This is a genomic window from Chryseobacterium sp. KBW03 (assembly GCF_003852415.1).
Lineage (GTDB): Bacteria > Bacteroidota > Bacteroidia > Flavobacteriales > Weeksellaceae > Chryseobacterium > Chryseobacterium viscerum.
Genome location: NZ_QAJO01000003.1, coordinates 721,391 through 735,304 on the forward strand (window position 1 = coordinate 721,391; position 13,914 = coordinate 735,304).

A 13,914-nucleotide genomic window follows, 5' to 3' on the forward strand; every position below is an offset into this window, starting at 1 on the left:
TTTATTAAATTTAGTTATGCAAAGGTAATAATAACCTCAGTTTATTTAAAGAATTTTTTTATAATTTATGCTCTATTCCGTTTAAAAGCATCGCAATAATTCCTACAAATACCCAAAATCGCAATACATTCAATGTGAGGAAGTTACTTCTTCTTGAAGCATTGATAAGAAGATAGATACACAGTATCATGATAAAAAGTCCTCCGGCAAAATAATAAGCCATAAATCCGGTAACACCAGTTTTGGTGATGATTTTCATAGAAACTGCCATGGTAACCATCAGTAAAGAAGTCAGGATAATTTTTGTGTTCCTGCTTTTAAAATAATTAGGAATGGTGATGTATCCGAACGTTTTGTCTACACTTCTGGTAAGGGTATCTTTCACAATATCAATGCAAAGTAAGATAAGGAAAAGAAAAACAGCCATCAGAAATACCTTTTTGGAAAAGGTTTCGTAGTATACCATCATTCCAAAGAACGGATATAGGGTTAGACTGACAAAGGTAAGGTTGTTTACAATGAGTATTCTGCTCAGTTTATGACTGTAAAACCACATAAAGAACTGATAGACAACAAAAAAAACAAAGACATTATGGGAAATCATCCACGCTACTCCTAAAGAAATAGCACTGAGCACCAGATAAGCGTATAGGAAATATTTCTGTTTGATAAAGCTCTGAACCCTTGTTCTGAAAGGTTTTACAATATGGTCTTTCTCAAGATCATAAAACTGATTGATAATGCCACCCGCAAGAATGGTAAGAACAGTACAGAAAATAATACCGTGTACTTTGAAATCAAATACGAATTTTCCGAAAGATTCATCCTGATTGAACAGGAAAAAAGTAGAAACATAGAGGGCAAATGTCAACAAAGCAGCTACAAAAAAACGTGCTCCGAGCAAAAAGCCCACGAATTGTGAAAATCTGTAAAATAGAGATTTTGAGAGATAATTTTTAGATTGGAAAGTTTCTTTTTCAGAATTCATTCCAACTTATTTAAAATCTGTAAATCACTTCTTTTTGGAAGCCTTCAAGCATTTTTTCTGCTTTTGCATAGTCTTTGGTAAATCCTAAGATATAGCCGCCGCCGCCACTTCCGCAGAGTTTTAGATAATAAGCGTTAGAGTCCAGCCCTTTTTTCCAGATCTTAAAAATACTTTCAGGAATCATAGGACGGAAATGTTCATAGGCCCAGTGAGAAAGTTTTTTAAGGTTTCTGAAGAAAGGATTCATATCTTTTTTAAGGAAAGAGTCTATACATGCATTATTGTAACGGATGAACTCTTCTTTCAGGGTTTTACGGAAACCTTCTGTTTTCATTTTTTCAAAGAAAATCTGAATCATTGGTCCTGTCTCTCCTGTAATCCCAGAATCGATCAGGAAAATAGCTCCTCTCCCTTCTTCTCCTTCCGGAATGTCTACCCTGTCTAAGTTTTCTTTATTTTCGATAAGAATCGGCAGGTTCATATAACAGATCAGTGGATCCATCCCTGAACTTTTACCATGGAAATAGCTTTCCATTTCGCCGAAAACAGCTTTTAATTTTTTAAGATTATCTTTTGAAATATTCTCAGGATTCAGCTTACTGATCGAATATTTTTCAAAAATTGCAGCTACCAAAGCTCCAGAACTTCCCACTCCATATCCCTGAGGAATATTGGAATCAAAGAAAAGTCCTTTTGAAATATCGTTTTTGAAGCTCTCAATATCCAACTTAAAATCATCGGAAAGATCAAGTGCTGTAAGAAATTCAGAATATTTCTGCAGATGTCTGTTGGAAGTAAGTTCAAATTCAGAACTCAGATCGGAAAATTTTAAGGTTCCCTTATAGAAGCTGTAGGGTACTACAAGCCCCTGGGAATCTTCAATCATTCCATATTCTCCAAACAGAATTATTTTTGCATAAAATAGAGGGTTGGTCATGTTGACAATAAATCTTTTTGCAAAGTTAAAAATTATTCGGCTGAATATAAGCAAAACTCAGACCGAAATATGAGTTATTTGAGCTTACTTCATTCTTTCACCTATTAAAGATAAGAAAAAAGCCTGATATTCTCAGGCTTTTACAATAAATTTATTTGGAAATTATTCTTTGATTAACTTTTTGTTGATGGTCTGCTTCTCTGTTTCTATGGTGATCACATAGTTTCCTGTCTGAATTGAGGAAAGATCTACTTCCTGTTTATTTCCTTTTAAAGAAGAATCAGAAATGACCAGTCTTCCCGATTCATCATAAATTTTATACCACTTTAGTCTTTCTTTTGAAGAGAGGGTTATCATATTTTTGGCAGGATTCGGATAAATATTTATTGCATTATTTTTTATATTGACGTCTTCTACTGCCAAGACATTGCAGGAGAAATTCACATTCCAGCCATTTCCCGTAACACCTCCATCTGAAATAAATCTTACCGTTATTGCCCCTGAAGGATCTGTTGATGTAAATGGACCGGGAGCTGTACTTCCACTCAGATTATTCCCATTGGTAAATAATGGTGAAGCGGTAGAAGGCCCATTGTACACATACATAAAATCATAACCCTGTTCAAGATCGAATGTAGTAAATGTCATGGTCATAGAGGAACCGGAAGTAGGATAAAATGTTTTTACCAATTCTTCATTATCTTTATATTGACCTGATAACCCTCCTGTATCTGTAAACTGAGTTCCATCACACCATGCTCCATCAGTCAAAAATAGCTGTGATAGCTGGAAGGCATTAGGGCCACTGCAATCTGTCCCTACACTTAGTCTGTAATAAGTAGCTGGCTGAAGATTTGTAAAATTAAAGGACGGTGTATTTGCATTTCCAGCAGATATTACCGTTCCGCTAGTTGTCGCTAATTTATACTTCCATGTCGTTGAGGCAGCATCTGTAAAAGCAGCCCCTGCAGAGGTCTGTGTGATATTGTTAATATTAAAATTCGTGATCGATGCAGGACATGATGCTGTACAATTAGTTCCAAGGCATCCTTTTGAATCTACAGTGTTTTTGATCAATGTTCCTGGCTGCACACCAAAACCATTAGCGAAATTAATCCCTACACTGCTTACCAAATGGCAGTAACTCATAATAGTTCCTCCGCCGGCAGCAGGAAGGGCAGCATTACATCCTTCATTATTTCCTGATGCGGGTCCACATCCATCAATAGCCGTATTATTTCCGTTCCAAAAGCAGGCATGAGTATGTGGTGAACCTAAATTATGGCCAAGTTCATGGGTCATCGCCTCTATATTCCAAGAATACGTAGGAACATTCTGATAGGTGAAGTTTACACCACAATAAGAATACTTATAATTGGTACATAATGAATTAACATAAGCAATACTTGTTGTAGCAGGGTTTCTTAATAACTGTGCTACATCTCCATTAAAAGTAGTTCTGGTGGTTCTAAATTGGCTCAGAATTGCACTTGGTGACCCTGTATAAGGATCAGTAGTTGTCCAAACAAAAACTCCGCTCAAAGCGACATTAATATTCTCATTGGCATACAATGTTGAAATATTATTATGCATAGCAGTCACCCAGTCAGTGGTAGTGGTAGTATTGCTTCCGTTTTGAGTATAAGGACCAAAGCCTGCTTCATAGTATATTCTTACACAATTATCCGTTTTTTTCTTACTGGTATTGTTAGGATTAAAAACAGGTCTTTGGGTCTTGTTTTCTTTCATTCCGTCTACCTCACAGGCAAATGGGTTAGAACCTGTTAATTTAGAATCTGAGTAGCTTACAAAATCTTCAGAATTTTTAGCTTTTCCTACCACTATATTTCCCAATTCGGGTGTAGAAGCAACTCCTACAATATCATTATTAAAAAAACTAAAAGCTACAATAGAAGCATTATCTCCTTTTACAATTCCCTGATAATAAACTCCTGGTGTATACTCTACTGTTTTGCCTTTGTCTGTAACGACTTTAAAATCGTTAGTTAAGATCTGATGCCTGTACATTTCAATAGTAATCTGTCTGCCTCCATCAAAGGGGAAAGAGATTTCAAGAAAGTCAGGTTTTTCTTTGATTAATCTTTTCAATTCAGCAGCCTTCAGAGACATCACTGTAATGTCTGTTGCAGCGCGTTTGTACTCAGCCAGCTTATCAGTCGCTTTATTCTCTTCAAATAAATTATAGCTTGCAAGTTCAGTTTTAGAATTATGATATTCCAAAACTTTTTGGGCAAAAGGTTTTAATTTCTGAGAAAAACCCAGCGCAAAACATTGTAAAAAACAAATTAATAGAATCTTTCTCATTATTTTGATAATTTTATCGTTTTTACAAATAAACAAAAAATATCAACATATAGTGAAAAATTATTGCTGCATTCTAACATTTGTAACAACTATATAAATAAATTAAATCAAATAGCTGTATGAGTGTTTTTTATTCGTTAAAATAAAAAAAAGACGTTAAAAATAACGTCTTTTAATTTTTCTATAAAGTTTCTCTGTCTGTCCTCATTTTGACTTTCAGGAATCTGATTAATACTAATCCTGCAGCGAAGAATATGGTCATTGACAATGCTGCGATACGCATATTGTTGAAATGTTCAATCAATGTTGCAAAGATGAATGTTCCGATGATAATGGCAATTTTCTCCAATACGTCATAGAAACTGAAGTACGTTGTATTTTCCATCGAGTTTTCCGGAAGCAGTTTTGAATACGTGGATCTGGACATCGCCTGAAGCCCACCCATGACCAAACCTACTACTGCAGCTACTCCATAAAACTGGTATTCTACGGTTGGATTTTCTTTGTTCAGGAAAAAAGCCCAGAGACAAGCTACAATCCATAGTATGATCGCAATTGAAATAACATTTTTGTTACCAATTCTTTTGGATAATCTTGAGAAAATAACGGCTCCAATGATCGCTTCAATCTGGATCACCAAAAGGGTTCCGATGAGTTTATCCTGAGCCAGGTTGATCTCACTCTTTCCAAATAAGGTTGCCATAAGGAAAATCGTCTGCATTCCTACACTGTAAAAGAAGAAACTTGACAGGAAGAATTTCAGGTTTTTATCTTTGAAAAGTTCTCCCCCTACTTTAAACAGCTCATGGAAACTTTCTTTTGCAATATCTTTATAGAAGCTCAGATTGTCTTTAAATACCTCAAAAAAACCTCCCTGCTCTTCATGCTTTTTGAAGATGTTTTTATAATTCAGCAATACAAGATCTTTAGGCAGTTTATCTTTCACATCTCCAAATTGAGGAAGATGTTTGAATGTATATTGGGAGAACCCGAACCACCAGGCACCTGTCAGCAGGAAACTTATTCGTGTAAATAATAACTGCTGAGCAGCTCCTTTCGCAAAAACCTGAATAAGAACCAAACAGAGTACGACTAACACTACAGAACCAATATATCCGTAAACATATCCTTTTGCAGAAAGTGCATCCTGCCTGTCCGGTGTGGCAATATCAGGAAGGAACGAGTTATAAAACACCAAACTTCCCCAGAATCCGACACTGGCTGTAATACTGAATAAGAGCCCCAGAAATACATTATGCATCCCTGTAAACATGGCCAATCCCATACATGATGTTGCTCCCAGATAACAGAAGAACTGCAGGAAAGATTTTTTGTTTCCGATCGTATCTGCTAAAGAAGATAAAAATGGTGACAATAATACAACAACAAAGAAAGATATGGTAAGCGAATATCCATATACCGCATCCGGCTGATATTCTTTTCCAAAAATTTTGATCATATGCCTTACGGGAACATCAATCCATGATTTTGTTTCCGCGATATACTCTTTCTTCTCGTAAGCCGTGGTAAGGATAGAATAATAGATCGGAAAAATAGTAGAGGTAATAACAAGGGAATAAACGGAGTTTGCCCAGTCATATACGGCCCAGGCTTTCATAATCTTCGGATTATTCTTTATGTTTTTAGGGTGTCGATTCTCAGTTTCAGACATTTCAAATAAATATTAGTAGCACAAAAATAGAAAAACCATTAAGAAATGGATAAGTTTTTAAAAAAATTATCGATTCCTTAATGGTAATATATTATAAAACAGAATATTATATGTTCTCAATCACGATAGCAGAAGCTCCGCCACCGCCATTACAGATAGCTGCAGCACCGTATTTTGCATTATTTTGCTTCAATACGTTGATCAATGTAACGATGATTCTTGAACCTGAGCTTCCCAGTGGGTGTCCCAAAGCTACCGCTCCTCCGTTTACGTTTACTTTAGCAGCATCTAATCCTAAGATTTTATTGTTTGCCAATCCTACTACTGAGAAAGCTTCATTGAATTCGAAGAAATCGATATCTGAAACCTCTAATCCTGCTTTTTTAAGAGCGATAGGTAATGCTTTCGCCGGAGCAGTTGTAAAGTTTTCAGGCTCGTGAGCTGCATCAGCATAAGAAACGATTTTTGCCAGAGGCTTTAATCCTAATTCTTCCATTTTTTCTTTTGAAACAAGGATCAATGCAGAAGCTCCGTCATTTAAAGTAGACGCATTAGCTGCTGTTACGGTACCTTCTTCTTTTTTGAATACTGTTGGAAGTGTTGAAATTCTGTCGAAGTTTACGGCTTTGTACTCTTCATCTTCAGCAAAGATTACAGGCTCTCCTTTTCTTTGAGGAATAGAAACCGGTACAATTTCTTCGTTGAATTTACCTTCGCTCCAAGCTTTTGCTGATCTTTTGTAAGATTCTACAGCGAAGTTATCCTGATCTTCTCTTGTGATATTATAGTCTACTGCACATTTTTCTGCGCAAACTCCCATATGTACTTTGTTGTATACGTCTGTAAGACCGTCAAGCACCATCCCATCAAGCATTTTGATATCGCCTAATTTGGTAGCGACTCTTGCATTATAATAGTGAGGAACTAAAGACATGTTTTCCATACCTCCTGCAACAATTACTTCTGCATCTCCAGCTTTGATTGCCTGAGCAGCCATTGTTACAGCCTTCATTCCTGAAGCACAAACTTTATTGACTGTAGTAGAAGGTGTATTGATTGAAAGACCTGCTCCTAAAGCTACCTGACGAGCCGGCGCCTGGCCTGCTCCTGCCTGAAGAACATTTCCCATATAGATTTCCTGAACAGCATTAGGATCTAAACCGATTTTATCTAATGCTCCTTTTACAGCAGCTGCTCCCAGTTTTGTAGCCGGAACTGTTGATAAGCTTCCCATAAAACTTCCCATAGGTGTTCTTACTGCGGAAACGATGAATACTTCTTTCATGTATATAATTTTTATTTTTAGCTAAAACGGAACAAGCGCCCCATTTTTATAATTTGAATTTATTTTACTTTTACATAGACCACATCGAATTGCGTTTCTTCAATTTTAGTATTGACTTTCAAAAGATTATCTTGAGTCGCTACTATTTTATTATTGAAGACATCGCCAATTTGTGCGGGATCATTTTTATCAGATTTCTCCATAACGATTGCTTTGTAGTTGCAATCATCCACAAAAACCAGTGTTGATTTGATAAAGTCTTTTCCATTATTGAAATATTCGGTCTGAACATTGTCTTTAATGGTCATATACCATATTGCTTCCGGGTAATTGGGTCTTACAAATTTACCTTCTTTTATATTGGTACATTTAGCCGGATTATCCGGTTTTTTCTGGTCTGTTGACTGAGCATAAATCTGTGTGGCACTCATCAACAAAACTCCTGCTGAAAATATCTTTAAGAACTTCATTTTTATATTTGTGTGCGGTTATTTACTTTTTTATTTCCTCCTGCAAAAACCATTAGAAAAGCACCTAAAAATTCTACAGCCCAACCCCATTTCAATTTGACAACTCCTGCAAAGGTTTCCTGCCAGGATTTGAAAGGTAAAAAGCTGAAGTATTGTAAAGACTGCATCTTCACAGCGAATAAGGTAAATGCGAATAAAAGGATCAGCAGAATACCAAAAAACCTTACGATTTTTGCACTGTTATTGACAATTCCAAAAACAGCACACGCGGCAAAGATCCAGCATGCAATAGCCAGATAATGATCGAGTTTCCAATAGTTCCAGTTCCCAATGATAGGTACATGTACCAAAGGTAAAAAACTGCCTATAATCACTAATAGTAATCCTAATAACTGAATATTTTTCATATTTACTAAAGTGCCAAAATACAAAAAAAAACACACTTTTAAATAGTGTGTTTTAAAAATAGGATTTCCTTGTACAAACGTTCGTTAGTCATAAAAAAAACTTACTATTTTTATCTATTAATTAAAAAAATAATTCATTTATTGATAAATTAAAAATTAACATTTGCTATTTCTATTCCGATCTGAAGTCCATATTTTTTCTTCAGCAAAGCATTGTCATTGAAAGCAGGAGTAAAGTCTTTCTGAATAAACAGATTGAACCCTGCATAACTGATCCCGATTTTCCCTCCGAAAACAAAATCATTTACCCCATGCATCACTTTTTCTCTTTCAACAATTCTATCGGAAAATTCATTGGAATACTTAGAATAATTTATGCTTCCTACTTTAAAGCCTCCATAAAAGCCCAGAATAAGAGATAACTGGTTTTGGTTGTTATCCAGGTATTTTATTCCTTCATATTCTTTATATTTAGGATTTAAAACAAATTTAAGATCTACAGGAACAGTGATATAGGTATTGTAAAGAATACTTTTTTTAAGATTTCCACGGTCAAAATCGCCAACGAATATATTGTATTTATCCTGTTTAAATGCCTGCCCATACTTTGGCGTAAGCTGGTCTGATCTCACTCCCAATCCGAAACGGTAGAAAAAAGGGCTGGTGTAACTTCCTATCTGATTGCCATACCAAAGGGTCAGCTGCCAGGAATTTATAACACTGTTTTTAATATCGGAATTCTTGTTGTAAAAGCCAAAAGGTTCATTCTTTGAGGTTAATCCCGCTCCTCCCATACTTGCAGAAAGCTCAAATGTTTGCAAATAGTTTTTGGGATTGTTTCTTTTTTTCTTCTCGTTGAGTTTCATATTAAGTCCATTCAGTCCCAGCCAGAATTGATCTTTTCTGTTCTTTAAGGTATCATCAGATTTAAAAACGGCATCTTTCACCAGTTCTTTGGTAGCCGTCTCAAGATCCTGTTTCTGGGAATCTATTTTTTCATTAATAATCTGCTCATATTTTGAAGCTACTACATTACGTTGCTTTTGTTTTTCATCGGATGTGATTTTATTTGCTTTGAAACTCTTGTCAATCTGATCCAGCTCGATGCTCATTTTACCTTTTTCAGTCATGACAATACTGTCAATTTTTTTGGAATAGATACTGAGGTTATTCTCAGGAGATTCCTGAGCAAGCCCATAGCTAAAAGCCATAACAGCACCCATCAATATTAGTTTTGTTTTCATATTTCTATTAATTTTAAGACAATATCCGATCTCTGTCCCTGTTTCGGGGCAGTTTTTTTAAGATAAAAAATGATTGTTTATTTACTTTCCAGTGAATCAGAAAAGACTGTTACTCCAAAGACCTTAAGCGAGTTTGGACTTTTAACCTTAATTTTCGTCATATCCAGAGTTCCGAATTTTCTGATGTCGGTTTTATTTTCTTCCCGTTTTTTTTGAAATTCCCTCCCCTGCAGAAGTTCATCAGCATTGATGTATTCCGTTTTTTTCTTTTCTGCTAAAGAAGCTTTACCGGGCAAAAGATCAATATTTCTGTCCAATACAGGAGCTTTGATCTCATAATCAGAAACAATAATCTGTTCTTCTTTGCTGCTGAATCTTTCTTTCTGTACAATTTCTTCCTGTTGATAAGCTTGAGGAAGGCTTACATTCTCTTCTACCCTTTTCTGACTCGTATTGTTTTCCGTTTTTATGTTCTCCGCTACATGAATATCCGGATTTTGTGAAAAAAGTTTTTCAATGTTCTTTTTTGCCGGTTTTGTATGAGCTGTTGAATGGATGGTGTTGACAGGATGATTTTCGTTAAAATAAAGCAATACCCCTACTGAAAACAACAGAATCAATACTGCAGCATATTTCCACCACCGGAAAGCCTTTTTAGGGCTCATAGCAGGACTCTTTTCTATTTCCAGGTCCATTTGCTCCAATATGCTCCAAAGATCCGCAGAAGGCTTTATTTCAAGCTTTTCGTAATCAGATCTTAACTGTTTCAGGAGTTCTTTTTTCATTTTCTTTTGCTTTTAAAAATTCAGCAAGCCATTTTTTTGCTTTGCTCAACTGGCTTTTGCTAGTTCCTTCAGAAATATTGAGAATTTCAGCAATCTCACTGTGCTTTTTTTCTTCAAAGACATAGAGGTTAAAAATCAGTCTATATCCTACCGGCATCTGAGAAAATATTTCTTCAATATTGAGTTCTTCCGGATATTCATCATCATCTTCACTATAATCATCTGCGATTTCCACATCAGCATAGAGGATATTTTTGTTTTTCCGGAGGAAAGAGATAGAATCATTCACAATAATTTTTCTAAGCCAGAACGGAAAGCTTTTCCAGTCTCTGCATTCATCAAGCTTGGTAAAGCATTTCATAAAGGCATTCAGCAGGATATCTTCCGCATCATGAAGATTATTGACATAAGAATTTGCAATGGCCAGCATTTTGGGAGAAAACATCTCGTAAAGAGCTTTCTGCCCTCTCCGGTCCTGTTTTTTAGCCAATAAAAAATTCTCTTCGATGTTCTTCATGGATCTGTTTCTATCTATAAGACAGCATATTTTGTAAAAGGTTGCCTGAAAATAAAAAAAATTGCATTTTTTTTCAAAAATGCAATTTAATATCTTAATAAATGTTAGTTAAAATTAATGTTTAACAGATGAAACATCTTCCGGGTTATGTTTATGTTTAAACAATAAAGCAAAGAATATTGCCAATACTAATGAATAGATTGCGAAAGAAAGCCATATCTGCTGCCAGTCTTTTACCATCACTACAGAAGAAAGGGTTCCGTCTGAGTTAACAGCAGCATTGAAACTATTTTTCAGAATTTCCAGGAAAGTAGGATTATCAGGGGTCGTTTCCAGATAAGTAGACAGATCTGAAGCTGTCGTAAACTTGTGTGTAAAGAACCTATCTATTGCCCATCCTGCAATATAACTTCCAAAAACAGCTCCAAAACCATTGGTCATCATCATAAATAACCCTTGAGCTGAAGAACGTATTTTTTTATCAGTCGTTGTTTCTACGAAAAGTGATCCTGAGATATTAAAGAAATCAAAAGCCATTCCGTATACAATACATGAAAGAATGATCAGTGAAAGCCCTAACCCGTCCGGAACACCGTACGCAAAGAATCCGAATCTTAGAACCCATGCCAGCATTGACATCAGCATTACTTTTTTGATTCCGAATTTCTTCAGAAAGAAAGGAATTGCCAAAATAAACAAGGTTTCTGAAACCTGGGAAATTGACATGATAATGGTAGATCTCTGTACTACAAACGAATCTGCATATTTTGGAAAATGAGCAAATTCACTTAAGAAAACGTCTCCGTATGCATTGGTAAGCTGCAGTGCAGCTCCCAAAAGCATTGAAAACAAAAAGAACAATGCCATTTTATAGTTCCCAAAAAGCTTGAATGCATTCAATCCTAATTGTTCGGATAATGGCGAATTTTTATCAATAAGCTTTTGCGGCGGACATTTTGGTAATGTAAGAGCATAAATTCCTAAGAATATCGCGATTGCCCCTCCAATATAAAATTGTCCTTCTGTAGCTTTGTTTCCACTAAGGTTTGTAATCCACATGGCAACAATAAAACCAATAGTTCCCCATACACGAATGGGTGGGAAATCTTTTACGACATCCAGATTATTATTTTTCAGGATTGTATAAGAAATTGAGTTGGCAAGTGCTATCGTAGGCATATAAAAACACATCGCCAGAAGCATTACCGAAAAGAAAGAATTCGGATCTGTGGAATGAGGTAATATGAAAAGAGTAACCCCATACAGAATGTGTAATACTGAAAATATGCGTTCCGCATTGATCCAGCGGTCAGCGATAATCCCAGTAATGGTAGGCATAAAGATGGAAGCAATTCCCATTGTTCCGAAAACAGCTCCAAACTGAGTTCCTTCCCAATGTTTTGTGCCAAACCAAAAGTTTGCCATCGTAATCAGCCATGCTCCCCAAACAAAAAACTGGAGAAAACTGAGGATGGTCAGTCGTAATTTTAAATTCATAATTTATATAAAAAGTATCTCTTTAATCAATTTTCTTTTTCCTCCTCTTGATTTCTTCCTGAATTTCAAGGGCAGTATCATAATCTTCTTCTTTCACGGCATCTTCTAATAATTTCTGAAGTTCTTCCATAGAAAGAGATGTTAAGTTATCTTCTGTCTGTACAGTTTCTGAGAAAGGTTGTTCTTCTTTTGAAACATCTTCCAGTTCCAATAAAATCCCGGCCTCATTCAGGACCTGCTGAGTGGTAAATATAGGTGCATCAAATCTTACAGCCATTGCCACTGCATCAGAGGTTCTGGCATCAAGGATTAATTCTTCTTCGTTTGCTTTATTCTTAAAGTTGATATTTGAAAAGAATACTCCGTCTACAATCTGATAAATAACAACAGACACCAATTCATAATTGGCAGAAACTATAAATTTTGTAAATAAATCATGAGTAAGAGGACGCGGCGGATGGATGTCTTTTTCCAATCCTAAAGAGATGGATTGGGCTTCGAAATTTCCTATAACAACAGGTAATTTTATGTGTGTTTCTTCATGCTCCAATAACAATGCGTAAGCCCCCGATTGCGTCTGGCTGTACGATATTCCGCGAATAATTAGCTGCTTATAATCCATAGCTACAAATATAGATTAATTTTTTATTGTGATTTCACTTTTTTACGCAAAAATAAAAGCCCGGAAAGCCGAGCTTTTATTGGTATAGTAAAGAATTGTAAATGGTCAATAATGAATTACTTTACAGGTGAATCATTAAAAATTGACACGCAAAGCGGGCTGACTATTTACAATTGACTCTTATCCTTTTATTGCTTTAATTTTCTCTGTTAATGCAGGAATAATCTGGAAAGCATCTCCTACTACTCCGTAATCAGCAGATTTGAAGAATGGTGCTTCAGCATCGCTATTGATTACTACAATCGTTTTTGAAGAGTTTACCCCAGCAAGGTGCTGAATTGCCCCTGAAATCCCTACAGCGATGTAAAGATTCGGTGAAATCGCTTTACCTGTTTGTCCTACGTGCTCTGTGTGAGGTCTCCATCCGATATCAGAAACTGGCTTAGAACATGCTGTAGCAGCTCCTAAAACGTTTGCTAAATCTTCGATCATTCCCCAGTTTTCAGGTCCTTTCAATCCTCTACCAGCAGAAACAACAATTTCAGCTTCTTTAAGGTCTAATTTACCTGAACTCTGCTCGTGAGAAATCACTTTAGTATCCTCATTGGCTACTGATAAGTTTTTCACTTCTTCTGAACCTGATACTGCATTTTCTTTAACACCGAAAGCGTTTTGAGAAACCGTAACGATTACTCCGTTTCCTTCAGCTTTTGCATGCATGAATCCTTTTCCAGAGAATGCTCTTCTCTTTACCTGGAAAGGTGAAAGGCTTTCTGGAGCTTCTAACACGTTAGTGATTAAAGAATAATTCTTCATTACAGCAAGCATTGGAGCGATTGAAGAAGCATCGGTTGTATGAGGGAAAACGATGATATTTCCGTCTAACACTTCATTTACAGCCTGTGCGAATGCTTTTGCTGAGAAATTTTTAAGACCTTCGTCTTTGATATTGATAACGTTTGATGCTCCATATTTATATAATAAATCTGAAGAATCTGTTGGGTTTACAGAGATTGCCGTAACGGTATCTCCTGCTTTGTTAGCAACAGCTTTAGCGTAAGAAACTGCTTCGAAAGCTGCTTTTTTGTAAACTCCGTTTATATTTTCTGCGTATACGAATACTGCCATTTTTTTAAATTTAAAAATTAAAAGACTGAAAAATTTA

The 13,914-nt window shown here is 35.9% G+C and carries 13 protein-coding genes; all 13 read right to left on the reverse strand.

Annotated elements, in window-relative coordinates; all coding sequences use genetic code 11:
- Positions 1-58: 58 nt before the first annotated feature.
- Positions 59-988, reverse strand: coding sequence for a UbiA family prenyltransferase (locus tag DBR39_RS07195; protein ID WP_124531780.1), 930 nt, complete (start codon positions 986-988; stop codon positions 59-61).
- A gap of 10 nt (positions 989-998) precedes the next feature.
- A complete protein-coding gene (locus DBR39_RS07200; protein WP_124531782.1) occupies positions 999-1,925 on the reverse strand; it encodes a mevalonate kinase in 927 nt (308 codons plus the stop codon).
- Between the two features lie 162 nt (positions 1,926-2,087).
- Positions 2,088-4,250 carry a M12 family metallo-peptidase gene (locus DBR39_RS07205; RefSeq protein ID WP_228447785.1) on the reverse strand — a complete coding sequence of 721 codons (2,163 nt, stop codon included), beginning with the start codon at positions 4,248-4,250 and terminating at the stop codon, positions 2,088-2,090.
- 181 nt (positions 4,251-4,431) lie between these two features.
- Complete coding sequence (locus DBR39_RS07210) at positions 4,432-5,922, reverse strand: MFS transporter (RefSeq protein WP_124531784.1); 1,491 nt, start codon at positions 5,920-5,922, stop codon at positions 4,432-4,434.
- 106 nt (positions 5,923-6,028) lie between these two features.
- Complete coding sequence (locus DBR39_RS07215) at positions 6,029-7,207, reverse strand: acetyl-CoA C-acyltransferase (protein ID WP_103232807.1); 1,179 nt, start codon at positions 7,205-7,207, stop codon at positions 6,029-6,031.
- 59 nt (positions 7,208-7,266) lie between these two features.
- Positions 7,267-7,677 (reverse strand): hypothetical protein, encoded by a 411-nt coding sequence (locus DBR39_RS07220; protein WP_124531786.1) that lies wholly within the window; start codon positions 7,675-7,677, stop codon positions 7,267-7,269.
- A gap of 2 nt (positions 7,678-7,679) precedes the next feature.
- Entirely contained in the window at positions 7,680-8,084 is a 405-nt protein-coding gene (locus tag DBR39_RS07225) for a hypothetical protein (RefSeq protein WP_124531788.1), read from the reverse strand.
- 149 nt (positions 8,085-8,233) lie between these two features.
- Complete coding sequence (locus tag DBR39_RS07230) at positions 8,234-9,328, reverse strand: hypothetical protein (RefSeq protein WP_124531790.1); 1,095 nt, start codon at positions 9,326-9,328, stop codon at positions 8,234-8,236.
- A 77-nt stretch (positions 9,329-9,405) separates the two neighbouring features.
- A complete protein-coding gene (locus DBR39_RS07235; RefSeq protein ID WP_124531792.1) occupies positions 9,406-10,113 on the reverse strand; it encodes a hypothetical protein in 708 nt (235 codons plus the stop codon).
- Positions 10,079-10,630: an RNA polymerase sigma factor gene (locus DBR39_RS07240; protein WP_124531794.1), complete on the reverse strand. Its 552-nt coding sequence runs from the start codon at positions 10,628-10,630 to the stop codon at positions 10,079-10,081. Before DBR39_RS07240 ends, DBR39_RS07235 begins: the two co-directional genes overlap by 35 nt.
- A gap of 114 nt (positions 10,631-10,744) precedes the next feature.
- Positions 10,745-12,127, reverse strand: a complete 1,383-nt coding sequence (locus DBR39_RS07245; RefSeq protein ID WP_124531796.1) for a nucleoside permease — start codon at positions 12,125-12,127, stop codon at positions 10,745-10,747.
- 22 nt (positions 12,128-12,149) lie between these two features.
- Positions 12,150-12,749 (reverse strand): bifunctional nuclease family protein, encoded by a 600-nt coding sequence (locus DBR39_RS07250; protein WP_103232814.1) that lies wholly within the window; start codon positions 12,747-12,749, stop codon positions 12,150-12,152.
- Between the two features lie 180 nt (positions 12,750-12,929).
- On the reverse strand, positions 12,930-13,877 hold the full coding sequence (locus DBR39_RS07255) for an electron transfer flavoprotein subunit alpha/FixB family protein (protein ID WP_124531798.1): 948 nt from the start codon (positions 13,875-13,877) through the stop codon (positions 12,930-12,932).
- Positions 13,878-13,914 lie beyond the last annotated feature (37 nt).